General features: G+C 41.6%; 21 protein-coding genes. 10 read left to right on the top strand and 11 right to left on the bottom strand.

Features of this window, described 5'->3' with window-relative positions; translation table 11 throughout:
* Positions 1-65: 65 nt before the first annotated feature.
* The 9 genes from E0H87_RS08095 to sdsA all read right to left on the bottom strand — a co-directional run bounded on the left by E0H87_RS08095 (position 66) and on the right by sdsA (position 11,905).
* Positions 66-1,100 (bottom strand): agmatine deiminase family protein, encoded by a 1,035-nt coding sequence (locus tag E0H87_RS08095; RefSeq protein ID WP_131323114.1) that lies wholly within the window; start codon positions 1,098-1,100, stop codon positions 66-68.
* A gap of 171 nt (positions 1,101-1,271) precedes the next feature.
* Positions 1,272-1,709, bottom strand: a complete 438-nt coding sequence (locus E0H87_RS08090) for a YbjQ family protein (protein ID WP_131323113.1) — start codon at positions 1,707-1,709, stop codon at positions 1,272-1,274.
* Between the two features lie 9 nt (positions 1,710-1,718).
* On the bottom strand, positions 1,719-2,066 hold the full coding sequence (locus tag E0H87_RS08085) for a YbjQ family protein (RefSeq protein WP_131323112.1): 348 nt from the start codon (positions 2,064-2,066) through the stop codon (positions 1,719-1,721).
* Positions 2,067-2,177: 111 nt separating this feature from the next.
* A complete protein-coding gene (adeK, locus tag E0H87_RS08080) occupies positions 2,178-3,635 on the bottom strand; it encodes a multidrug efflux RND transporter AdeIJK outer membrane channel subunit AdeK (protein WP_131323321.1) in 1,458 nt (485 codons plus the stop codon).
* Positions 3,635-6,811: a multidrug efflux RND transporter permease subunit AdeJ gene (gene adeJ / locus E0H87_RS08075; protein ID WP_131323111.1), complete on the bottom strand. Its 3,177-nt coding sequence runs from the start codon at positions 6,809-6,811 to the stop codon at positions 3,635-3,637. Before adeJ ends, adeK begins: the two co-directional genes overlap by 1 nt.
* A 12-nt stretch (positions 6,812-6,823) precedes the next feature.
* Positions 6,824-8,080 carry an efflux RND transporter periplasmic adaptor subunit gene (locus E0H87_RS08070; RefSeq protein WP_131323110.1) on the bottom strand — a complete coding sequence of 419 codons (1,257 nt, stop codon included), beginning with the start codon at positions 8,078-8,080 and terminating at the stop codon, positions 6,824-6,826.
* A gap of 32 nt (positions 8,081-8,112) precedes the next feature.
* Positions 8,113-8,718: a phosphatase PAP2 family protein gene (locus E0H87_RS08065; RefSeq protein ID WP_131323109.1), complete on the bottom strand. Its 606-nt coding sequence runs from the start codon at positions 8,716-8,718 to the stop codon at positions 8,113-8,115.
* Positions 8,719-8,854: 136 nt separating this feature from the next.
* On the bottom strand, positions 8,855-10,906 hold the full coding sequence (locus E0H87_RS08060) for a site-specific recombinase (protein WP_131323108.1): 2,052 nt from the start codon (positions 10,904-10,906) through the stop codon (positions 8,855-8,857).
* Positions 10,907-10,927: 21 nt separating this feature from the next.
* A complete protein-coding gene (gene sdsA / locus E0H87_RS08055; protein ID WP_131323107.1) occupies positions 10,928-11,905 on the bottom strand; it encodes an All-trans-nonaprenyl-diphosphate synthase in 978 nt (325 codons plus the stop codon).
* Positions 11,906-12,343: 438 nt separating this feature from the next.
* Between sdsA and rplU the strand changes: the two genes are divergently transcribed.
* The 8 genes from rplU to E0H87_RS08015 all read left to right on the top strand — a co-directional run bounded on the left by rplU (position 12,344) and on the right by E0H87_RS08015 (position 20,321).
* Entirely contained in the window at positions 12,344-12,655 is a 312-nt protein-coding gene (gene rplU, locus E0H87_RS08050) for a 50S ribosomal protein L21 (protein WP_010113102.1), read from the top strand.
* A gap of 19 nt (positions 12,656-12,674) precedes the next feature.
* Positions 12,675-12,932, top strand: a complete 258-nt coding sequence (gene rpmA, locus E0H87_RS08045) for a 50S ribosomal protein L27 (protein ID WP_016165771.1) — start codon at positions 12,675-12,677, stop codon at positions 12,930-12,932.
* A 241-nt stretch (positions 12,933-13,173) separates the two neighbouring features.
* Positions 13,174-14,949, top strand: coding sequence for an exosporium protein (locus E0H87_RS16285; RefSeq protein WP_131323106.1), 1,776 nt, complete (start codon positions 13,174-13,176; stop codon positions 14,947-14,949).
* 221 nt (positions 14,950-15,170) lie between these two features.
* Positions 15,171-15,869 carry an outer membrane lipoprotein chaperone LolA gene (gene lolA / locus E0H87_RS08035; RefSeq protein WP_131323105.1) on the top strand — a complete coding sequence of 233 codons (699 nt, stop codon included), beginning with the start codon at positions 15,171-15,173 and terminating at the stop codon, positions 15,867-15,869.
* Positions 15,870-16,081: 212 nt separating this feature from the next.
* Positions 16,082-16,879, top strand: a complete 798-nt coding sequence (locus E0H87_RS08030; protein ID WP_131323104.1) for an RsiV family protein — start codon at positions 16,082-16,084, stop codon at positions 16,877-16,879.
* A gap of 129 nt (positions 16,880-17,008) precedes the next feature.
* Positions 17,009-18,280, top strand: coding sequence for a serine--tRNA ligase (serS, locus tag E0H87_RS08025; protein WP_131323103.1), 1,272 nt, complete (start codon positions 17,009-17,011; stop codon positions 18,278-18,280).
* 76 nt (positions 18,281-18,356) lie between these two features.
* Positions 18,357-19,730, top strand: coding sequence for a siroheme synthase CysG (gene cysG, locus E0H87_RS08020; protein WP_131323102.1), 1,374 nt, complete (start codon positions 18,357-18,359; stop codon positions 19,728-19,730).
* A 105-nt stretch (positions 19,731-19,835) separates the two neighbouring features.
* A complete protein-coding gene (locus tag E0H87_RS08015; protein ID WP_131323101.1) occupies positions 19,836-20,321 on the top strand; it encodes a tRNA (cytidine(34)-2'-O)-methyltransferase in 486 nt (161 codons plus the stop codon).
* 24 nt (positions 20,322-20,345) lie between these two features.
* On the opposite strand, the gene E0H87_RS08010 is transcribed toward E0H87_RS08015, so the two are convergent.
* Positions 20,346-20,732: a winged helix-turn-helix transcriptional regulator gene (locus E0H87_RS08010; protein ID WP_131323100.1), complete on the bottom strand. Its 387-nt coding sequence runs from the start codon at positions 20,730-20,732 to the stop codon at positions 20,346-20,348.
* A gap of 181 nt (positions 20,733-20,913) precedes the next feature.
* Between E0H87_RS08010 and E0H87_RS08005 the strand changes: the two genes are divergently transcribed.
* Together E0H87_RS08005 and E0H87_RS08000 are read left to right on the top strand one after the other, a co-directional pair.
* Entirely contained in the window at positions 20,914-21,630 is a 717-nt protein-coding gene (locus E0H87_RS08005) for an SDR family NAD(P)-dependent oxidoreductase (protein ID WP_131323099.1), read from the top strand.
* A gap of 103 nt (positions 21,631-21,733) precedes the next feature.
* Positions 21,734-22,288 carry a flavodoxin family protein gene (locus tag E0H87_RS08000; RefSeq protein WP_131323098.1) on the top strand — a complete coding sequence of 185 codons (555 nt, stop codon included), beginning with the start codon at positions 21,734-21,736 and terminating at the stop codon, positions 22,286-22,288.
* Positions 22,289-22,333: 45 nt separating this feature from the next.
* On the opposite strand, the gene E0H87_RS07995 is transcribed toward E0H87_RS08000, so the two are convergent.
* Positions 22,334-23,731 (bottom strand): APC family permease, encoded by a 1,398-nt coding sequence (locus tag E0H87_RS07995; protein ID WP_131323097.1) that lies wholly within the window; start codon positions 23,729-23,731, stop codon positions 22,334-22,336.
* Positions 23,732-23,969: the final 238 nt, after the last annotated feature.

Genomic DNA, 23,969 nt, shown 5'->3' with positions numbered 1-23,969 from the left:
GGAAGCATAGGAGAAAGCAAAGCTTTCTCCTTTTTTGATCATAAAGATAAAAACCAATGAATGTTCTATTGATTGATTTTGTTTAAATAATTTAACAATAATTCCGCATTTTTGCCACGAACTTGCCAAGACATACAACGTACGCCGCCGCCCATATGGCACACATTGGAAGATTGTACTGGAACAACAGTACGTTTCGTCATGCTCCGAATTTGTTGTAAAGCGACAGTATCTTGTTTAATGCCAAACTGTGGGAAGTAAATCCGTTCAGGTGTGACCAGCATGTTGGTGTATAAGCCACATGCAGAACCAAATTTTTCATCGTAGATTTCACTGCCATCATAAGGGGTAATGATTTCATGAATTTTAAGATTCGGAATGCCGCGCTTTAAATCCGCTTTAAGTTGTTTGGCATAGTCAGGATCTTCAGGGTAGGTATTAATCACCAAAGTATTTTGATCGACAAAACTGACCACACCATCTGCATGTTCCAAGCCACCTTGTTCATCGGCTTCAATAAAGGCAATCTGCTTTGCACCTGTTAATGCCATTAATTGCTTACGGGCTTCATTCTCGGTGAGCTTATTGTCGGTTAAAAATTTGGTGCTCAGTACGACATTGCCATAACCGTCTTCAACCCAATTGCCGCCATCGTTCAGCAGCTTACTTTGAGTAAACTGTAAACCCACTTTCTGGCTATAGGATTTAAACTGGTCTTGCACTTCATCTGAAATGGCTTGTCCTTTCTTTCCTCCACCTTGCCCTGCGGCAGTGTAGCGAAACATGATGGGTTGAGCAGGATTAGCACTGCTGAAATCGCGCATCCAAATGTCCTGCATCGGTGCAATAGCGACATGCTTTTTGCCCAAGGCTTTGACATAGTCGGGGTAGAGGTGTTTGTCTGTTAGAACAACGACATTGTCTCCGTTTTTAATAATTTTTTTTGCATAATCGACGTGAAAGTCGAAAATATCATCCATCACTTTTGCATAGTAAGCATCATGATTTTGCGGAGAGGCCAATACAATTAATTCAGCTTTGGCTACAAGTGGAATCATGCTGAGTACAGCCATACTTATTTTCAGTGCTAACGATTTCATTATCTGTGACCTATTTGTAGGGTAAGTGATATCCATTTTTATTTTTGTTCAGTGTAGAGCGTTATACGCTAGCGAGTAATCTATCATGCCAAATGCACAATAGTCGGTGATAGAGCACGAACTATTTAGAATAGCTCATGCTGTTTGAATTTGGTGAATGCAGAAGATGATTTATGGTTTTAAAATGGCTGTACCATAGGCGAATACTTCGACCATGCCGCCTTGCAACCCCATTTCCGTAGTGCTGAGTCGCAGCCCCTGTATTTGAGTTGCGCCCATTTTTTCTGCTTCTTGTTTTAAGCGGACGATGGCTTCACGACGTGCGCGATCAACCACGCTTTCATAACTGGTGAGCCGACCACCAAAGAAATTTTGAATATTGGCAATAATATATTTGAAATAGTCATGTGAGATGACCACATTACTACTGACCATGTAGCCTGCCGCGGTATTTTGCTTAAAGCGACTGCTGTCTAAAGTAATATACGCTAGACGTTGTTCTTGTTGCACCAATTGTAAGAGATGCTGACGTTCATTATGTCGTCCAAAGCCCCAGCCCACAGCAAATAGAACCGCAAAGACAATTAGTTGAAAAATTAAACCCTCCATAATATTGCCTTATGCTGAAAATGGGTCTGGAATACGTTGGATGGGTTCAACAATCACTGCGGTGCCATAGACAAACAGTTCTGATGCACCTTGCGCAATATTGGAGGTCGAAAAGCGAATACCAACCACCGCATTCGCACCTAAGGCATGTGCTTTTTCAATCATACGATTCATGGCTTCTTGGCGTGATTCTTCTAATAATTCGGTATAAGCGGTCAGTTCTCCCCCCACAATATTTTTTAACCCCGCCATTAAATCACGTCCCACATGTTTGCTGCGTACCGTGCTGCCATATACAACATCAAGTTGTTGGCGAATGTGATGTGCTGGAACAGTTTCAAGATTACTTAATAGCATAAGGATAATAAAACCAATCGTTTGAATTTAAATGGAATCTTGAAGATAGGAAAAATGCAAGAAAAAAGCAATAAAAAAGCCCACCGAAGTGAGCTTTTCATAGCGTAAACCTTAGTTTGCTGTTTTGTTGTATTTCACATCTGAAGATGAAGGTTGTTTCACCACTTGATCAGACGTATTGGCTTTTACGCCGCCACCGAGGGTTTTATACACTTCAACTTGGTTGTTTAAGTTTGCTTGTTCAAGCAATAACAACCCTTGTTCCGCTGAGTACGATGTACGCTGTGCATCAAGTACAGTCAGGTAGTTATCGATACCTGCACGGAAGCGAGCAGTTGAAAGTTTATAGGTGGTATTGGTTGCATCTACCAGACGACGTTGCGCAGCCAAACGGTCACCAATATTTTCACGTACAGCCAAAGCATCATTCACTTCACGGAATGCAGTTTGGATCGTCTTTTCATAGTCTGACAATGCAATTTTTTGGTCAGTTTCTGAAATCTTCACATTGGCACGACGTGTACCCCAGTCAAAGATTGGAATATCCAAGCTTGGGCCGAGTGACCAGACAAAAGCGCCAGATTTAAATAAGTCGCTTAAATCTGTTGATGCATAACCTGCTGAGCCCGTTAAGCTGATGGTTGGATACAACTTTGCTTTTGCCGCGCCAATGTTGGCGCCCGCAGCAGACAATTGGTATTCCGCAGCACGGACATCTGGACGGTTATTTAACAAGTCGCTTGGCAAGCCCGCTGTCAACGCCGTACTTTGGGTAATGCGTTTAACAGGTTGTGAAGCCAATAAGTTTTCAGGAACAGCTTGACCCACCAACAGGTTCAACAGATTCTGTGCCTGTGCAACTTGAGTTTTGTAGTTAGCAACATCGTTACGTGCAGTTTCAACCGAAATTTGTGCTTGACGTACAGGAACTTCGCTATCGATGCCGACATCAAAACGCTTTTTGTTCAAGTTGTACGATTCAAGCTGTGCTTTTAAGGTTTGATCTGCCAGTTTTAAGTTGGCATTGGCAAACGAATAGCTCAGCCATGCTTGTGCAACCTGACCAATCAATGAAATTTGCGTTGCATCACGCGCACTTTGGGTGGCCAAATAGCTATCTAAAGCATTGTCTTTTAGGCTACGAACACGACCCCAAAAATCTAACTCATAAGCAGTCACACCGAGACCAACATTATAAGTTGTCATTGGTTTGTTGCTGCTCAGGGTATCTTGACGAAGCACACTACCACTTGCGCCAATGGTTGGCAGTTGGTTGTTTTCGCTAATTTGATACGCTTGCTGCGCACGTTGGATGTTCAACGTTGCTGTACGTAAGTCTCGGTTATTGGCTAAAGCCATGTCAATCACTTGTACGAGACGCGGATCAGCAAAAAAGTCTTTATACCCTTGTTCAGCAACTGAAGTACCAGAAGCACTCGCTGTGTAACCTTGTGGAATATTCGCTTGAGCGACGGGTTCTGGACCACGCATGCTTTGACATGCTGTCAAAGCAAGCGCAAGTGCTGATACCGCAATGCTACGACCTGAAATAGACCATACTTTTGGCATCACGATGTTTGCTCCTGATTGTTTTGTTTCTTAGGTTTGTATTTAAAGATACTACGAATCCAAACGAAGAATACTGGAATAAAGAAAATACCCAAAAGTGTAGAACTAATTACACCACCAAGTACACCAAAGCCGACAGAGTGCTGACTTCCTGCACCCGCACCTGTAGAAAGTGCAAGCGGAAGTACACCAAAACCAAAGGCAAGCGTAGTCATGATAATTGGGCGTAAACGCATTTTTGCAGCATGTAAGGTTGCGTCAAATAGATCTTCGCCTTTTTCCTGCAATTCTTTCGCAAATTCTACAATCAAGATGGCATTTTTTGCGGAAAGACCAATTACGGCAACAATTGCGACTTGGAAGTAGATGTTAAACGACAGATTTGGATCGCCTTTAATGATCATACCTAACCATGTCAAAGTAAATGCACCGATAATACCTAGAGGTACAACCAGTAATACTGAAACAGGGATAGACCAGCTTTCATATAATGCGGCAAGACATAAGAAGACGATGAGCATCGAAAGAACCAGTAAAGGACCTGTTTGGCTACCTGAATCACGTTCTTCTAAAGATAAGCCTGTCCACTCATAGTCGAAACCTTGTAAGCCCATAGACGGTAACTTGGCAATGATTTCTTCCATTGCAATCATCGCATCACCTGAACTTACGCCTGGTGCTGGAGTACCTTGAATGTTCACGGAAGATACGCCGTTATAACGCTCTAAACGTGGTGAACCATAAGTCCATTTTCCTGTTGCAAATGCTGAGAACGGAACCATCGTGCCTGCGTTATTACGCACATACCATTTGTTCAAGTCTTCAGGCATCATACGTGTACTTGCTTCACCTTGAACATAGACTTTTTTCACACGACCACGGTCTACGAAGTCATTAATATATGAACCGCCCCAAGCCATGCCCATAGTGCTATTAATATCTGCGATGCTGACACCCATTGCACCAGCTTGCGCTTGGTCAATTGTAATTTGGTATTGAGGGGTATCTTCTTGACCATTTGGACGGACGCCTGCAAGACGCTTATCTTGTGCAGCCATACCTAAAATTGCATTACGTGCAGCAATTAGCTTGTCATGTCCCTGACCACTTGCATCTTTCAATTGAAGATCAAAACCTGATGCTACACCTAATTCAGGCATTGCTGGTAATTGCAATGGCATGATGTAAGAGGCATCTTTGATCATATTCAATGACATACCGCGTTGAATAATTGCACCAATCTGAGATTCTGGAGTAGTACGTTCGTCCCAGTCTTTTAGCTTAATAAAGGCAAGACCTGCGTTTTGACCTACCCCTGTGAATGAGAAACCAGAAACGGTAAAGATCGAAGCTACATTTTCTTTTTCTTTATTCAAGAAGTAGTCTGTCATGCTGGTGATGACTTTGTCGGTACGTTCAAGGCTTGCACTTGGTGGAAGCTGAACTAGCGTCATAACGACGCCTTGGTCTTCATTCGGTAAGAACGAAGATGGTAAGACTTTGTACAGACCCACTAAACCTGCAATCACCAATACATAAACAAGACCTGAGAAGACTTTATGATGGGTCATACGGTTGACACCACCTTGGTACTTCAGGGCAACTTTTTCGAAGCTGTTGTTAAACCAACGGAAGAAACGCGCAAAAATATTGTTACTTTCTGCTGCATTCGGATCGTGTTGTTTTAACAGGGTTGCGCACAGGGCAGGTGTAAAGGTTAATGCCACAATCAGTGACAAAATCATTGCGGTAACAAGGGTAATCGAGAACTGACGATAAATAACCCCAGTCGTCCCGCCAAAGAATGCCATTGGAACGAATACCGCAGTTAACACACTGGTAATACCCACCAAAGCACCAGAAATCTGTTGCATTGACTTTTCAGTAGCAACCACTGGATCGAGGTGTTCCTCTTGCATTACACGTTCAACGTTCTCGACGACAACAATCGCATCATCTACCAGAAGACCAATGGCAAGTACCATTGCAAACATGGTGAGCGTGTTGATTGAGAAGCCAAAAATGTTAATGACTGCGAATGTACCTAATACAACAACAGGTACGGCAAGTGTCGGAATAATCGTTGCGCGCCAGTTCTGTAAGAACAGGAACATCACAATGAATACCAAGAATACGGCTTCAATTAAAGTATGTACTACACTTTCAATTGAAAGCTTAATAAATGGTGTGGTGTCATAAGCCAGTTGATCTTTTAAACCCTCTGGGTAGTTTTGACGAAGTTCACTTAAGCGTTTTTCAACAGCCGCGGCAGTATCGAGTGCGTTGGCACCTGTTGCCAGTTTAATCGCAACACCGCCAGCAGCTTTACCATTAAATTTAGAGTCAAATTGATAGTTATCTGAACCGAGTTCAACACGTGCAACATCACCTAAGCGAACTTGGGCACCTGAAGTTGTATTTTTCAGAAAGATATTTCTAAACTGCTCAGGTGTTTGCAACATACTTTGAGCATTTACCGTTGCGTTCAGCACTTGACCTTGTACCGCTGGTGCACCGCCTAACTGACCAACCGCTACTTGAGAGTTTTGGGCATTAATCGCAGCGGAAACATCACTTGGTGTGACTTGTAAGCTGGTCATTTTGGCAGGATCAAGCCAAATACGCATGGCGTATGAACCACCAAAAACTTGCACTTCGCCCACACCAGCAACACGACTTAACGGTTCTGAAATGTTTGAATTCACATAGTCTTTAATGTCGGCAGCAGATAAGCTTCCATCAGGAGAGTAAAATGCAAGAACCTGCATAAAACTCGCGCCCGACTTGGTGACTTTAACCCCTTGACGTTGTACATCTTCAGGTAAAAGCGCTGTTGCCGATTGTAGTTTGTTCTGTACTTGAACTTGCGCAATATCAGGGTCAATCCCTTGCTCAAAGTTCAAGTTGATGGATGCCTGACCATTACCCGCACTGTTAGATGAAATATAACGTAAACCATCCAAACCATTCATTTGTTGTTCAATGATTTGAGTGACTGTGTTTTCTACAGTTTGTGCAGATGCACCAGGATAAGTCGCAGCAATTGTCACCGTTGGCGGTGCAATCGTCGGATATTGGGCAACGGGCATTTTGGTGAGGGTTAGAATACCCGCCAGCATAATGACCAGTGCAATCACCCACGCAAAAATGGGGCGATGAATAAAAAATTGAGCCATTCAGTCTACCCCTTATGCGTGTGAAGTAGCTTTTTGTTCAGTGTTTGATTCTGCTTGTTTCGCTTGCGGTTTTTCAGCAGATGCTGGTGCAGATGCTTTTGGTGCCTCAGTTTGAGGTTGATATGGTTTCGCAGAAACGGATTGTCCTGGTTTTACTTTCGCAACACCATCCACCACAATTTTTTCACCTGTTTTAATGCCTTCAGTCACAATCCAATCCTGACCTTGAACACCCACAGTGGTTACAGGACGTGACTCAATTGCGCCTTTTGCATCCACAATCATTGCCATCGCTTGACCTGTTGGTGTACGCGTAATTGCTGCTTGAGGGACTAAAATTGCATTAGGAATCACACCTTGTACAATTTGCGCATTGGCAAACATACCAGGTAATAGCAAGTGATTTGGATTTGGGAATACCGCACGAATCGTGACTGTTCCTGTTTCTGTATTTACACTGGCATCTGAGAATGCTAAACGACCTTCAATTGGGTAGTAGCTACCATCTTCCAATTTAAGTTTTACGCGTGTGTTATTACTGCTGTCCAAACTGCCTTTGCTGAGTTGCTGGCGTAGACGCAATAATTCGGTGCTCGATTGGTTAATATCCACATAAATTGGATCTAAACGTTGAATGGTCACCAATGGATCGACTTGATTTGCTGTAACCAATGCACCCGCCGTTACTGTTGAACGGTTAGTTTGTCCAGAAATAGGAGAGCGAATGGTTGAATAACCTAAGTCCACTTCAGCATTTTTGACTTGTGCTCGTGCAGCGGCAACTTGAGCATCAGCCACTCTCACTTGACCGACTAAATCATCATATTCTTGCTTCGAAACAGCATTGCTTGAAACTAGTTGTTGATAGCGATTGAGTTTTGTTTTCAGCGAGCTTAAGTTGGCTTCTTGTTGTAAGAGGGCAGCTTTTGCATTATCAAGTGTAGCTCGGTTGGTACGAGAGTCTAGCTCGTAAAGTGCTTGACCTTCACGGACATAGCTCCCTTCTGCAAATAAGCGTTTCAGAATAATACCACTGGTTTGCGGGCGAACTTCTGATACTTCAAATGCTGTGGTTCTGCCAGATAACTCTACAGATTGTTCTACGCTTTGCGGTTGCGCAACAATAATACCAACTTCTGTTGGTGGCATTTGTTGAGATGCACCAGCCTGCTGCGCATCTTTTTGATCTTTGCTACAACCAACAAGTGCAATACTTGTTGCTAATGCGCAAGCGGTGAGGGCTGGAGCCCAAAGCTTTGCAGACATCATTGTTCCACCTCGGTTAGATTATTATCTAAAAATTAAATTATTTTTTGCTTCATAGTGTGTTGTAACACTATATATAGCAGGGTAATCCAAATAAAACTTATGCCCCAACCTGCAAGAACATCAGAAGGAAAATGTACACCCAAATACACTCTTGAGCACCCCATTAAAATGAACCATATAACTGCAAAACAACAAATATATGAGTATTTGGAGTGTCCACGGTATAAATAAATAACCAGACCACTTAATGCAGCAGCATAAACACTATGCGCACTTGGAAAAGAAGCACCATAACTCTGAACCAAATGAAAGATTTCAGGTGGGCGTGGTCTTGCAATCCAGTATTTAAGTAGCCAAGCAAAGGCTCCGCTTCCAATTAGTCCTAAACAAATCAGTAATATGTATGTGTATTTTTTATACCAAGTTAGGTAGAAACTCCATAAAGTGGTAAAAAAAAGTACAGCTGGCATGCCCCCAATTGCTGATAGTAGCGTTGTTATTTGATTCAAATTTTCAGTACGATGATGACTTGCCCATTCGACAATAGCCAAATCGAATGAAAGCAGAGTGGGAGTGTTTAAAATCAAAACACTGAAAAATAACAAAAAACAACCAATAATAAGCAACAAGTACGGCATGCATTAACCTCTTGTTCGTTTAACCGGACCTCCCCCCAGTTAATATCTGGGTCAAAGTGTACTAGTCAGTACACTTTTTTTCAAGTCTGTGTGAACTCGGTTAAATTTCTCTATAGTAATGTGGAAATATAACAAATCATTTACTTAAAGTTTTGTGAGTATTTGTAGTTTCTTCAACAACTAAAGGCGATTTTGGTGGCCAAAAGAAGTCACTTGGACGCGTTAAAAAGTGGGTTAATACTAATTTTGCTAATGGTTTCCATTGTTCAAAACGAACGCGACGTGCTCTCAAAGCCACAATAATTGTAAGGGTGAAACTCACAAATAAGTTGGTTAAACCAATTAAAAGCACACCTAAAAAAGATACAATAATTAGGCCAATATCAGGGCTATCATTAATATTCATGAGACCTTGTATAAAATTGGCGGATGCAAAGGCAATATGTCGGATATCTAAGGGAAGACCTAAAATAAAACCTAGAGTGCCCATGCTGCCGAGCATGATCCCAAAAATAAAATTACCCGCGAGCGCACCTAAATTTCGCTCTACATATTCTGCAAACTTATTTAAACGTTCTTGCCCAATATACAGTTTCAATTGCTGATGTGCTTTAAGTCTGGGGCCTACTTTTCGGTAAACCGCCATATTATCGAAATATCCCGCAATTAAACCTGATAAGAACAGACAAACCCCTGCAATTGCAGCATGCGGAATTGCTAAAGAGGTAAATGGATTTAAATCATGTAATGTCTTTGCAGCTTTAGCATGATTCATTAATGGTTCATGCAAACCAGTTTGCCATAACCAAGCAATCAATGCTGCGGTTGGAATTGCTATGGAAATATTGCCAATAATTGCAATAAATTGGGTGCGAATAATATTAATAATTAAAGCGGCTAATTCAGCAATTTGCGCAGTCTTAGTGCCTTTACGATGCTGTACGGTTGATGCAAGGGCAGCAGCCGTCATGGCGGGTTGTTTGGTTGCAACGGTACAATGCACAATATGAATAAGCATGAAACCAAAAGAATAGTTCATGCTATACACAAACGCCTGCATGATCGGTGCCATCACGACACGAGAGGCTAAAGTTTTTAGGGTGGCCATGATGGCAATAATCACCCCAGCACCAGCAGCGGAACGGTACATGGACCAAAAACTTTTTTTGTCGGTACTTACATAGTGCTCGCCCGTTTTACTGGCATTTTCAGTGACTTGTAAGGCAATCAGTTCGCTGTTGTTGGCCAATAATGCACGGACACTGCGTTCATTGTAAATCGCTTGGCTTATATCGGTAAGCAAACTGCCTATGGCGTGGTAACGAACATCGTCTTCTTCAACAATCAATTGCAGAAGGAGTTCGACTCGATCAAGACATTGCTCTAATAAAGAGAGCAAATAAGTGAGGCTAATACTCACCCCAATCCTTTTGGTCGCACGACGAATTTTTAAGACCACTTCTCGACATTGATCAATCATGACCAAGGCTTGTGATGCGTCGGGTGGTGCAATGACCGCAAATTCATCCCGATTTTGATGCAGCTTTTTATAATGTTGAATAAATTCAATAATCTCACGATTTTGTTCTAAAAACGGAGATTCATATTCAGTCAGTTCAGGTTGAGCATTAATAAATTCAGGGTATAAGCCAATGCCACTAATTCGATATGAAATTACAGTAATCGCTTTAATCAGCTCGTGTTTAATTTTGAGCTTTTCTTTCTGATTGCTATGACCTTGGTTTAAGAGCTGAAATAACTGCTGCCAATTTTTTTCAGAAATTTGATCTAGCCAGTATTGGTCATTTGGCTGATGAAACACCCGACGAACCAATTCTTGCAGTTGGGTTCCATCATGGATTAAGGGTAAGAAGTGTGCGCCTACGCGTTGAGCCAACTGATTCCAAAAACCATCAAGTGATAAAATTCCCGTATCGGCAAATAAACTGGTCTGTTTGTATTGATTGATCAGCCGCAGAAGAAAACTTTGTAAGGTAATTGCAGCATGTGGCGTAAGTAAAAGGGTTTGAGTAAATTGCTGAAATTTTTGTTCTATTTCGTCTAGGTTTTTGCTGTCACTGGGTCGAATGTGATTGACCAGTTCAATCAACAGAAGATCATCAACAGCCTGAGGAAGCTCAAGCTGTTGCTGCATGTTCCGCAATACATCATTAAATTGTATATGCATAAGCAAATAAGGAAGTCTACTTTATTGAATTCGGTGTAAAGCCAATTGTGCCAAGTTTGATAATGCTTGACGATATTGTGTATCGGGCAAAGCCATAAGTGCTGTCAAAGCCGCTTCAGTTTCTTCAGTTGCGCGTTTACGGCAATAATCCAAAGCGCCAGACTGCTGTACAATTTCAATGACTTGTTCGAGTTGTGCTGTGCCGCCTGTTGCAATGCTCTTACGGATAATTTGGTGTTGTTCACCCGTGGTGTGTTGTAGTGCAGAGATGAGTGGCAAAGTCGGTTTACCTTCCATTAAATCATCGCCAATATTTTTCCCAAGCGTTTCAGCATCGGATGTGTAATCTAAAATATCGTCAATAATTTGGAAGGCATTGCCAAAATGACCTGCAAATTTTCTGAGGGGTTCGCGGTATTCTGGTGTACCAGCCAGGATTGCAGCCCCTTCAGTAGCTAACTCAAACAAACGCGAAGTCTTGCCATGAATAATATCTAAGTAAGTTTGTTCATTGGTATCAGGTTGGTGTTGCGCTTGTAGCTGTAACACTTCACCTTCAGCAATTTCACAAGTTCCTGTAGAAAAGTCTTTTAATAACGTCATATTGTTCAAATCGACCAGTAAGTCGAAAGAACGTGAAATTAGAAAATCACCGACTAAAACAGCAGTCTGATTATTCCATGTTGCATTTGCAGTAGGGCGGCCACGACGTAAACCAGATTCATCGACCACATCATCATGCACAAGCGTTGCAGTGTGCAACATTTCAATAATCGCTGCCAATTTTCGTTGTTGTGCTAAATCTTCAGCACCGCAGGCTTTGGCTGCAAGTAAGCACATAATCGGGCGCATACGTTTTCCGCCTGCTTCAACCACGTGTTTACTGACGGCCATCACTAATGCCACTTTAGATGTAATTCCTTCATTAATAAATGTGTCCATCTCAGCAAAGTCTTGAGCTACAGGGGCGAGAATATCTTGCTTAAAATCGATGGCCATAGGAATAGGAACCTCTATTGGTTAAGTGATGTTTTCAACGGAAGCGTCGTTATTTGTAGTGTAATCAAAAATTAGACTCAAAAAAATACACAGTAAACCGAGTTACTGAAGTGCGATAATTTGAACTGGCTGATTATTATAGACACGTAAACGACGTTTTGGATGACATCAAAAATATATCTGTGACTATAGTAGCGAATTGATTTTAAAAATCTATTGTTTATTACACAGTCGTATGTGTTTCATTCTATTTTAATTTAGCAGCTTGGCGCTGCAAATCAAACTTAGGACGAAGTTTGGTTTTTTTTGTGAAGATGGCTTGTTGTTTATGCGATAATCACTTAAAATCTGTCCCCTTAAATAACCCCCAGTGGCGTTCGTCTTAAGATCGATATATTCCTTTATCGGCACGACGACACGGGCAAGTTGGAGTACATTATGTACGCAGTAATCCAAAGCGGTGGTAAACAGCACCGTGTAGTTGAGGGTGAAACCCTTAAAGTTGAATTATTGAAAGCTGAAACTGGCGCGACTATTACGTTTGATGACGTATTAATGGTTGTGAATGGCGAAAGCATTCAAATCGGTGCTCCAGTTGTTGCTGGCGCAAAAGTAACTGCAGAAGTGGTTGGTCATGGTCGTCACGACAAAATCCGTATTGTTAAAATGCGTCGTCGTAAACATTACCGTAAACAACAAGGTCACCGTCAATGGTTTACCGAGTTGAAAATTACTGCGATCGCAGGCTAATCACTAGGAGTATATAGACATGGCATCTAAAAAAGCCGGTGGCTCGACTAAGAACGGTCGTGACTCAAATCCTAAGATGTTAGGTGTTAAAATGTACGGTGGTCAAGCTGTGACTGCTGGTAACATTATCGTTCGTCAACGTGGTACAGAATTCCACGCTGGTGCAAATGTTGGTATGGGCCGTGACCATACTTTATTTGCTACTGCTGACGGCGTAATTAAGTTTGAAGTGAAAGGTCAATTTGGCCGTCGCTATGTAACTGTTGAAACTGCATAAGTTTTAAAAGTTCAGAGAAACCCGCATTTTATGCGGGTTTTTTTATATTTAAAAAATGAAATTTTTAAGAAAAATTTTAAAAAGAATGATTTAAACCAAGAGATGAACCATAGCATTGTTCTTCAACGCCGTCCTTCTTATTAAAATATTATTAGTCACAAAATACCAAAAAATAGTGATATACGTCACACTATTTTAAACGTGTAATGGACGAAATAGGAGAAGGATAAGGAAGAAGGGCATGAGAAAATTAAACCAAAATGTCTTGGGTGTTCCGAATAGTCAAATGGCAAAAGCCTTAGAAAATAAGCTCGAAAAAGAACAAACTCATATTAGTACTGCAGTATCAGCTGCGATGAATCTACAAACACTTGAGCCAAATCATTATCTTCGTAAACAAAAGTTTGCTGCGAAAGTATTTTTATTAAGCGCAATTTTGATGACTGCTAATGCAAGTGTTTTTGCTGGTTCGTGTAATTCTAATCAAGACACAGGTAGTTGTCCTGATTCAGGAATACCAGGGCCTACTGGTCCAACAGGAGCGACTGGTGCAACGGGAGCTACAGGTGCTCAGGGTATTCAAGGCATTCAGGGGGTGACTGGAGCGACAGGTGCTACTGGAGCAATGGGAGCCCAAGGTGTTAAAGGTGATACTGGAGCCACAGGTGCTACTGGAGCAATAGGAGCCCAAGGTGTTAAAGGTGATACTGGAGCCACAGGTGCTACTGGAGCAATGGGAGCTCAAGGTATTCAGGGTGTAACAGGAGCGACTGGTGCAACGGGAGCTACAGGTGCTCAAGGTCTGCAAGGTCTTCAGGGTGTAACTGGTGCAAAAGGTGATACTGGTGCAACGGGAGCTACAGGCGCTCAAGGTCTACAAGGTCTTCAGGGTGTAACAGGAGCGACAGGTGCTACTGGAGCAATGGGAGCCCAAGGTGTTAAAGGTGATACTGGAGCCACAGGCGCTACTGGAGCAATGGGAGCCCAAGGTGTTAAAGGTGATACTGGAGCCACAGGCGCTACTGGAGCAATGGGAGCCCAAGGTGTTAAAGGTGATACTGGAGCCACAGGCGCTACTGGAGCAATGGGAGCCCAAGGTGTTAAAGGTGATACTGGAGCCACAGGTGCTACTGGAGCAATGGGAGCCCAAGGTGTTAAAGGTGATACTGGAGCGACAGGTGCTACTGGAGCAATGGGAGCCCAAGGTGTTAAAGGTGATACTGGAGCCACAGGCGCTACTGGAGCAATGGGAGCTCAAGGTATTAAAGGTGATACTGGAGCCACAGGCGCTACTGGAGCAATGGGAGCTCAAGGTATTAAAGGTGATACTGGAGCCACAGGTGCGACTGGAGCAATGGGAGCCCAAGGTATTCAGGGTGTAACAGGAGTGACAGGTGCTACTGGAGCAATGGGAGCTCAAGGTCTAAATGCCTATCAACAAGCTGTAGAAAATGGCTTTGATGGCACTGTTGTAGAATGGTTGGCAAGTCTTAAGGGTGCAAATGGTACTACTGGAACCAACGGTGTGAGTGCTTATCAACTGGCTATAGATGGTGGTTATAAAGGAACAATTACTCAGTGGTTGGCTAGCTTAAAAGGTAAAGATGGTGCAGATGGTACAAATGGTATTACTCCAGAGGAAATGGCTGCTGCGGATACCACCATATTGAACCAAGCCAAAACTTATGTAAATCAAGTGGGTCAGCAAACCTTGAATGATGCAAAAGCCTATACCGATAGTCGAGTAAACGCACTGAATAACGACATGCGTAAATTAGAAGATCGAACATACGCTGCTGTAGCTTCTAGTATCGCAATTGCTTCTTTACCACAACCGACTGAAGCAGGTATGAGTATGGTGAGTGGTGGTATTGGAATGTGGGAAGGTGAGCAAGGTTATGCCCTCGGTGTAAGTGGTGTCACCGAAAATAATAAATATGTCTATAAAGTTGCTTTGACTGGCAATAGCCAAGGTGACTTTGGTGGCGGTGCTTCGATAGGTTATCAATGGAAGTAAGTGTAAATTGATCTTAGTAGCTCAAGCAGAAAAGCTCCTGAACTTCAGGGGCTTTTTTGCATATACACTAAAAAATTGCTCTTCATCATGATGGATATGTCACTACATTAAACATTAATATTTATACAAATCTTCTTATTTTCTCAATTATTAGCCACTGAATTTGGTTTAATATGTGGCTTTCAATAGATTGCGAAATAGCAAATAAAAAAGGTGATGACATGAACATGCTTCGTAAAACCATGTGTACTGTAGCATTGGGTGCAGTGACACTAGCGCCGATGATCAGTACTACTGTTTTTGCAGCACCTGTAGCGGCATCGGAGCAACAAGCAACTGCAAACTTGGTTAAGCAGTTAAGTGGTATTCAAAGTTTATCAGCTAATTTTGAGCAAACAACAAAAGCTTCAAGTGGTGCTAAGACGGCACAAAAAAAAGGTTTAACGGCACAACACATGAATCAAACCTTTAAAGGGACGATGAAAGTTGCACGCCCAGGAAAGTTCTATTGGGAAACAACCACACCTGCAAAACAAACTATTGTGACCTCAGGTAAAACAGTATGGATTTATGATCCAGATTTACAGCAAGCAGTTCGTCAAAGCTTGGATGAACAAGTCGCAAATACACCCGCGTTGCTATTATCGGGCAACACCAACCAGATTATGCAGTCTTACCGTGTTACCCAACCCAATAAAGGCAAAACCTATTACACCCTTTATCCGAAAAGTGACGATGGTGCCTTCCAGAGTTTAACCATTAGTTTTGGTGGTAACAAAGCTCCGAATTTGATGATTTTACAAGATTCATTGGGTCAAACGACATACGTAAAATTTAATAATGTGAAAGTGAATGCCGCCATTCCAGCATCGACTTTTAATTTTACCCCACCGAAGGGTACAGATATTGTTGATCAATAATTCAGCATGATTTAGAACTGTGTTCTAATCAGACAAAAGCAGCGTAATCGCTGCTTTTTTCATTTGAAGTTATCGAAATATGTTTGTGCGCAGGTTTAAAATAGTGCGGGACAGATCCTTCTAACTTGGGCTACATTTTGTAATTTCATCTTAAAGTTAGAGTTTGTATAGTGAGATACATCGTTTGAAGATACCGAATATAAGGTTTATTTATGAACACTTTCCAATTAGAACAACGAAATTTGGTTTTGCCACTGTTGTGTTCAGTGGTTTTATTTGTGGGTTGTCAGCCTAAAGATACCTCGCAGAAATCTGCGGAGGCTAAAACTACAACCACGGAAGCATCGGCTACGCAAGTTATTCCTGCTATTCAGGCAAAAGTCGTACCAGTTAAATTGGCTAAACCTGAAGCATGTGAAACGGAAGGTTGTACCCAATACGATATTCAAACGGTTGAAACCAATTTCAAATGGATTGATCAGTATTTTATGGATCGGATTAAAAAAGCCGATCCAATTGCATTTTCGGATCAACCCAATCAAAAAGTACGTATTGAAGAAGATGTTCAACCGGGCTTAAATCAAAGTTCGACCTATGTGCGTTATGTAGGGCAAAACGATAATTTCGCAACCTTTGCCATGCAAAGTTATAGCTATTCAGCAGGCGCGGCACATGGCATGTACCATCAGGAATTTGTGAATTTTGATTTGAACAAGAAAAAGCGTTTAGCTCTGCAAGATGTTTTAATAAAAGGTGTAGATGCACAGGTTTTAGATGCGCTGTATGACAATAATTTAAATTGGTTGCAAGAACACAATATCGAAAAGGCTAAATTACAGCTCAGCGATAACTTTTATTATGGTGCAAATGGTTTAGTGTTTGTGTACCCACTTTATGAGTTAGCCTCTTATGCAGAAGGTATGAGTGAGTTGACACTACCGTACTATAGTTTGAAAAAATTTGTACGCCCTGAATATTTACCAAGTTTGCCGCAATATCCTGAGCATTAAAATACGCATGAATAAGCCTAATTGATGGATTATTGCCTGAATGTGGTGAAGCGGGAACGTTGCCGACTGTATTTTTTGGCATGAACAGCTTACACTATAGCCAGTTTTTTTCTTTAGTAAAGACTGGCTATGATCGACCCGAAATTAATCAGAACAAATATTGAGGCTGTAAATTTAGCCTTGGCAAAACGTGGTATTCAATTGGATGTGGCAGAGTGGGCATCATTAGAAGCTCGCCGTAAAGATTTACAATCCAAAACTGAAACGTTGCAAGCTGAGCGTAATGCGGGCGCGAAACAAGTTGGTCAAATTAAAAAAGCGGGTGGTGATGCATCCGAAATCATGGCGCGTATGGGTGCTATTGGTGATGAAATTAAAGCAGCTGAAGTTGCTTTAGCTGAGTTGCAAGCGGAACTTGAAGCAAAACTACTTTCTATTCCAAACATGCCACACGAATCTGTGCCAGAAGGTAAAGACGAGAGTGATAATGTTGAAGTATATACATGGGGTACACCACGTAGCTTCGATTTTGAGATTAAAGATCACACCGATCTTGGCGAGTGGATGGGTGGTTTAGAGTTTGAAACGGCAACCAAATTAACAGGTTCACGTTTTAGTGTTTTGAAAGGACCATTAGCGCGTTTACAACGTGCGCTAACTCAATTTATGCTCGATACGCATACCTTAAAAAATGGTTATACCGAAGCCTATGTACCGTATTTGGTGAATGCAGATTCTTTACGTGGTACGGGACAATTACCTAAATTTGAAGAAGATTTATTCAAATTACAAGGTGAAAAAGAATATTACCTGATTCCGACGGCTGAAGTACCAGTCACCAACTTTGTGCGCGATGAAATTATTGATGCAGATCGTTTACCATTAAAATATGCAGCACACACGCCATGTTTCCGTAGTGAGGCAGGTTCTTATGGTCGTGATACACGTGGTTTAATTCGCCAGCACCAATTTGATAAAGTTGAGATGGTGCAAATTGTAAAACCAGAAGATTCAATGCAAGCCTTAGAAGAATTAACAGGTCATGCAGAAGGTATTTTACAAGCGCTAGGCTTACCTTACCGTAAAATTACGTTATGTGGCGGAGATATGGGCTTTGGTGCTGCAAAAACTTACGATCTTGAAGTTTGGGTGCCAAGCCAAAATACTTATCGTGAAATTTCGTCATGCTCAAATATGTGGGATTTCCAAGCGCGTCGTATGAAAGCACGTTACCGTGCTGATCAGAAGAAGACAGAGTTCGTGCATACTTTGAATGGTTCTGGATTGGCGGTAGGACGTACTTTATTGGCAGTGATGGAAAACTATCAACGCGCTGATGGATCAATTGAAGTTCCAGCAGCATTACGTCCATATATGGGCGGTGCAGAATACATCGATTAATTGATTTTTCGATGAGTGTGCGTTTGTGCACGAAAATTGCTTTAAGACGATCAGATGTAAATGTTAGAGGTATTCCGTGGAAATATTTCCAATCTCTTTAAAGCTGCAACAGCAACCTTGTCTGATTGTCGGTGGTGGGCGTATCGCTTACCGTAAAGCGGTTTTATTAGCCAAAGCAGGGGCAATTCTGGATGTAATTGCGCCTGCAATTGAGCCTGAGTTATTGGGATTGCTTGAGCAAACTCAAGGTCAGTATATTGCTGAAGCCTTTCAGCAACAGGTGAATTTACGCGATTACCGTCTTGTGATTGCTGCAACCAATGATCGCGCTGTCAATCAACAGGTATTTGAAGTCTGTGAAGCTGAAAAGGTGCTGGTTAATAGTGTAGATGATCCACCCCATTGTCGTTTTATGGTTCCTGCCATTATTGATCGTTCACCATTGATTATTTCTGTGGCAAGCAATGGCACATCTCCCGTTTTATCTCGCCAAATTCGGACGCAGTTAGAAACCTTAATTCCACATGGGATGGGTAAGCTGGCGGAGTTTTCGGGTAAATGGCGCGCGACAGTAAAGCAAAAAATTACCAATCCAGATGAGCGTCGCATTTTTTGGGAAGACTTGTATGCAAGTCCACTCAAAGAGCAGGTGTTTAATGGTAATGAAGCTGAAGCCGATCAACTGATTGAGCAGGCATTACAAGCATGGAAAACTCCGAAAGGGGAAGTCTATTTGGTCGGTGCGGGACCTGGTGATCCTGAACTCTTGACCTTAAAAGCCTTACGCTTAATGCAACAAGCCGATGTGGTGATTTATGATCGTTTGGTATCACAGCCGATTATGGACCTATGTCGTCGTGATGCAGAAAAAATTTATGTAGGCAAAGCTCGCTCTAATCATTCAGTACCTCAAGAAGGCATTAATGCATTATTGGTCAAATATGCCAGTCAAGGTAAACGTGTTTGTCGGCTAAAAGGCGGTGATCCATTTATTTTTGGCCGTGGCGGCGAAGAAATTCAAGAGTTGTTTGATGCAGGCATTACCTTCCAAGTGGTGCCTGGGATTACTGCGGCATCCGGTTGTTCAGCTTATGCAGGTATTCCACTGACGCATCGTGATTATGCGCAAAGTGTCCGTTTCCTCACGGGACATCTCAAAGAAGGTTCACCTGAGTTACCTTGGGATGAGTTGGTCTACGAAAATCAAACCTTGGTGTTGTACATGGGCTTGGTTGGGTTGGAAAATACCTGCCAACAACTGATTGCACATGGGCAACGTCCCAATATGCCTGTTGCCTTGATTTCTAAAGGTACAACACCAGAGCAAAAAGTGATTGTAGGCACTTTGGCAGATATTGCGAGTAAAGTGAGCGAGCATCATATTCAAGCGCCAACTTTAACCATCATAGGTGAAGTGGTCAGTTTACGTGAACAATTACAATGGCAGTGAAAAGCTTGCCATTGTTTCATTCAATCCGCTAAGCATCAGGAAATAATTATTCGGAAAGGAATAAGCAATCTTTGTGCTAGCCATGTTTTTAAGTAGAGAAATCCTGTGATTCATGTTGTTTTATACGAGCCTGAAATTCCTGCCAACACAGGAAATATCATTCGTTTATGTGCCAATACAGGAGCGCAGTTACATTTGGTCAAGCCTTTAGGCTTTGAGTTGGATGATAAAAAATTAAAGCGTGCTGGTTTGGATTATCATGAGTGGGCACGCATGCAAATTTGGGACAATATTGAACAATGTCTTGAATTTTTGGCAACGCAAGGTGTGGATAAAGATGCCATCTATCCTTTAACCACCAAAGGTACAGAGACTCCACATACTTCTGATTTGAATCGACCAATTGCATTATTAATGGGACCAGAAACACGGGGTTTACCTGAACATGTGCGTTTAATGTTTCCGCAGCAACATTGGATTCGTTTACCGATGGCAGCGAATTCTCGCAGTTTGAATTTATCCAATGCCACTGCGGTAATCGTCTATGAAGCATGGCGTCAGCAAGGCTTTAAACAACTGGCAGAAGAATAAAATAAGTAGCGTGGCAGAGTCGATTTAAACGGACTCTGCTTGTTCTAGACGTTGATCAAATCCATGTCTAGATTTTAAGACTTTCCCCATATTGGCTTCGACCCAATCCTTCATTTGATAGGCATTTTGCACAAAATCTTTGCCTATCTCCGTCAGTGCATATTCAACGCGAATCACATTGTCTTCGTGAATAGTGCGTGTTAAAAAACCGTCTCGTTCTAATATCTTTAATTTTTGTGAGAGTACTTTGGGTGAAATCCCTAAGATATTCTTTTTCAATTCATTAAAATGTTGTGATTCTTGATCCAGCGTATACACAATCAATAAAATCCACTTGTCTGCAAATTTTTCAAAAAAAAGTCGGGCAGGACAATCTGGATGAAAAATATTAAATTTCAATGGTTTATTCATGAATTGTCGACCTCACTGCTTACATTTTTCCACTTTAAATATCAATTTTAATACCAGTTACCAAGTGGTAACTAATTGATACTAGGTTTCATAAGTGTATCATGAATGAATAAAGATTATGCTACTGCCTTAATTAGGGGCTGTATCGTAATCAACAGTCATTTTGGGGATGGGTCATGCAATGAACGTTACGGATGCCGTTGTTTTTATTACAGGTGCTAATCGCGGTTTAGGTTTAGCTATTGCGCGTGAAGCACGGAAACAAGGCGCAAAAAAAGTATATGTTGGAATGCGCGAGATTGCGGGTTTTCAAGAACAAGGTTTAATTCCTGTGCAACTTGATGTGAATGATGAGCAGTCTATCCAGCGTGCAGCGCAAACCTGTGCCGATACCACCATTTTGGTGAACAATGCGGGTATCGCCCTTTTAAATACGCATCCCGTTGATGCCAATATTATTGAGACCACCCATAAAATTTTAGAAACCAATTTGTTTGGCATGATGCGGGTGACACAAATATTTTCACCCATTTTGCAGCAAAACCAACAAAGTTATGTCGTGAATATTTTATCGGATGTATCTTGGGAACCAAGTACGTCATTAACTGGTTATGCAATTTCTAAAGCTGCCGCATGGTCTTATACCAACTCCAGTCGCCAGTGGTTATCTCAGTTTCATATTCAGGTAATGGGGGTGCATGTCGGATTTATTGATACTGATTTAACACGGGGTTTACCAATTCCCAAGTTTAGTCCTGAGTTTGTTGCAGAGCAGATCTTTGCTGGGATTCAACAAAATGCTTATGAAGTTTTGGTGGGAGAGAAAACACAAAGTTTGAAACAAGGTTTGAGTGATGTAGTTGCAAGCTATGTCAAACTGAAACCTGATCAGATTTAGTAAAAAGTAATGGTGTGGCTGCATGATGGTATTAACATGAAGCCTCAAAATATTAATCAACAATCGAATACAAAATAGTTTTATTTAAATTGAGGAAAACAAGATGTCGAATATTTCAGTGGTTTATTTTTCTGGCTATGGTCATACCAAAGTGATTGCACAAACTTTTGCTCAGGAAATTTCAGCAAATCTAATTGAAATTGATGCAAATGGTGATATTCAAGAACAGGATTGGGCGACACTCGATCAATCTGATGCGATTGTATTTGGTGCACCTACTTACATGGGAACTGCACCTTGGCAATTTAAAAAGTTTGCAGATGCATCGTCAAAAAAATGGTTCACACGTGCGTGGCAAGACAAAATTTTTGGTGGATTTACCAATAGTGCCAGTTTAAATGGAGATAAACAGGTTACTTTGATTCAATTGCAAACCCTTGCTTCACAGCATGGAGGGATTTGGGTAAGCTTAGGTTTATTGCCTGCCAATAGTAAATCAGCCACCCGTGAAGATGTGAACAATTTAGGTGGTTCTGTGGGCTTATTGGTCCAAACACCGTCAGATGCAAGTGTTGATGAAATTCCGAGTGGTGACCTCGCAACAGCAAAAGTTTATGCACAGCGTATCGCCACCATTACCGATAAGTTTTTGGCATAAGCCAGAATAAAAAAAGACGCATTAAGCGTCTTTTTTTTATGAAAATTAATGATGATGATCATCAAATTCATTATGTTGCGGAGCTGGTTGTTTGAACCCTTTGGTTTTATAACCTAAGTATAAAATCCCAAACATTGCCCACCACAGACCATATTTCAAAGCAGTTTCTTCAATTTCAAGCCACATGGCAAAAATACTGAGGAAACCAAGCATTGGAATAACCACGAAGTTGATAATCTCTTTGGCTGATTTAGTACGACCATCACGTAGTGCATAACGTGAAATCACCGATAGATTCACAAAAGTGAAAGCGGTTAAAGCACCAAAACTAATCATTGAGATCACAATATCGAGGTCCATAAAGCCAGCAGTTAAAGCCACCACACCGACAATCAAAATATTGTAAGACGGAGTATAGGTTTTTGGGCTGATATGACCAAAGATTTTTTTATTGATTACGCCATCACGACCCATCACATACATTAAGCGTGATACACCCGCATGTGCAGAAATACCTGATGCCATTACCGTTACAATTGCAAAATACAGTACCGCTGTTTTGAAGGCCACGCCACCTACAGCTTGTAAGATATCTGGCTGAGTTGCAGCGACATCTTCAAAGTAAGTTTTTGGATCATTCGGGAAGTAAATTTGCATGAAATAGGTGCTGATGATGAAAATCACACCTGCAAATAATGCCGTCATGAAAATAGCTTTAGGTAGGGTTTTTTCAGTGTCTTTGGTTTCTTCTGCCAACGAACTTAAAGAGTCAAACCCTGTGAAAGAGAAGCAGAGTAACGTTGCACCTGTAATTAATGCACCAACAGTGGTCATCTCGTTCCAAAATGGTTCAAGGCTCCAAAGCTGATATTTCGCATTGACCAGAGTGCCATCTGCATTCACGCCACCAGCCAGTAATTGATACACCATCCATGTAAAGTATGCAATTACCCCCAACTGAACGAAAACAATCAGACTGTTAAAGTTTGCAACAAAACGCGCACCGCGTAAGTTAACCCCTGTCATCAGTGCAGTAAGACCTAAAACCCAAACCCAATGGTTTACATCTGGGAATAAGGCCTCTAAATAAATTACTGCCAGAACAATGTTGACCATTGGCGATAATAGATAGTCTAACCAAGATGACCAACCCACCATAAAGCCGACATTCGGGTGAATGGATTTTTGGGCATAGGTATAGGCGGAACCTGAGGATGGGTAGCGACGGATCATGTGTCCGTAACTAATAGAGGTAAATAGGATCGCAACCAAGGCAATAATATAAGAGGTTGGAACATGATAATGGCTTTCTTCAGATACTAAACCAAAAGTATCAAACAAGGTCATTGGCTGAATATATGCTAGGCCAATAATGACGATGTGCCAAAATCCAAGCGTTTTTTGCAGTTTAGCTGCCGATTGAGTCCCAGAGTTATTTGTCAACGGCGTTATCCTCTTAATCGTTGATCAAGGATCAGTCATGTTTATAAGGATCGTTTGAGACGAACGATCCCCCCTACGAATAAAATAAAGTGCGCCAATCTATCCTAAATTGATGTCACTTGTCAGTATTTTTGTAGAATTTTTTAGCAAATTCTCTGCCAAATAGGTAAAAAATAAATGACTAATGTGTCATTTATAAAAAAGCCTGATGTTGGAACATCAGGCTTTTTTATTTATT

It is taken from the genome of Acinetobacter sp. ANC 4178 (assembly GCF_004331175.1).
Classification (GTDB): domain Bacteria; phylum Pseudomonadota; class Gammaproteobacteria; order Pseudomonadales; family Moraxellaceae; genus Acinetobacter.
The sequence above is the reverse complement of the archived record's forward strand: the minus strand, read 5'-3'. Positions and strand labels throughout refer to the sequence as shown.

Coding starts and splice junctions, on each gene's coding strand:
- E0H87_RS08070 (WP_131323110.1), bottom strand. CDS start 8,080: ATGATGTCTGCAAAGCTTTGGGCTCCAGCCCTCACCGCTTGCGCATTA.
- rpmA (WP_016165771.1), top strand. CDS start 12,675: ATGGCATCTAAAAAAGCCGGTGGCTCGACTAAGAACGGTCGTGACTCA.
- rplU (WP_010113102.1), top strand. CDS start 12,344: ATGTACGCAGTAATCCAAAGCGGTGGTAAACAGCACCGTGTAGTTGAG.
- E0H87_RS08065 (WP_131323109.1), bottom strand. CDS start 8,718: ATGCCGTACTTGTTGCTTATTATTGGTTGTTTTTTGTTATTTTTCAGT.
- E0H87_RS08000 (WP_131323098.1), top strand. CDS start 21,734: ATGTCGAATATTTCAGTGGTTTATTTTTCTGGCTATGGTCATACCAAA.
- E0H87_RS08090 (WP_131323113.1), bottom strand. CDS start 1,709: ATGGAGGGTTTAATTTTTCAACTAATTGTCTTTGCGGTTCTATTTGCT.
- E0H87_RS08085 (WP_131323112.1), bottom strand. CDS start 2,066: ATGCTATTAAGTAATCTTGAAACTGTTCCAGCACATCACATTCGCCAA.
- serS (WP_131323103.1), top strand. CDS start 17,009: ATGATCGACCCGAAATTAATCAGAACAAATATTGAGGCTGTAAATTTA.
- adeJ (WP_131323111.1), bottom strand. CDS start 6,811: ATGGCTCAATTTTTTATTCATCGCCCCATTTTTGCGTGGGTGATTGCA.
- adeK (WP_131323321.1), bottom strand. CDS start 3,635: ATGCCAAAAGTATGGTCTATTTCAGGTCGTAGCATTGCGGTATCAGCA.
- E0H87_RS08030 (WP_131323104.1), top strand. CDS start 16,082: ATGAACACTTTCCAATTAGAACAACGAAATTTGGTTTTGCCACTGTTG.
- E0H87_RS08060 (WP_131323108.1), bottom strand. CDS start 10,906: ATGCATATACAATTTAATGATGTATTGCGGAACATGCAGCAACAGCTT.
- E0H87_RS16285 (WP_131323106.1), top strand. CDS start 13,174: ATGAGAAAATTAAACCAAAATGTCTTGGGTGTTCCGAATAGTCAAATG.
- sdsA (WP_131323107.1), bottom strand. CDS start 11,905: ATGGCCATCGATTTTAAGCAAGATATTCTCGCCCCTGTAGCTCAAGAC.
- E0H87_RS08005 (WP_131323099.1), top strand. CDS start 20,914: ATGAACGTTACGGATGCCGTTGTTTTTATTACAGGTGCTAATCGCGGT.
- E0H87_RS08010 (WP_131323100.1), bottom strand. CDS start 20,732: ATGAATAAACCATTGAAATTTAATATTTTTCATCCAGATTGTCCTGCC.
- lolA (WP_131323105.1), top strand. CDS start 15,171: ATGAACATGCTTCGTAAAACCATGTGTACTGTAGCATTGGGTGCAGTG.
- E0H87_RS08095 (WP_131323114.1), bottom strand. CDS start 1,100: ATGAAATCGTTAGCACTGAAAATAAGTATGGCTGTACTCAGCATGATT.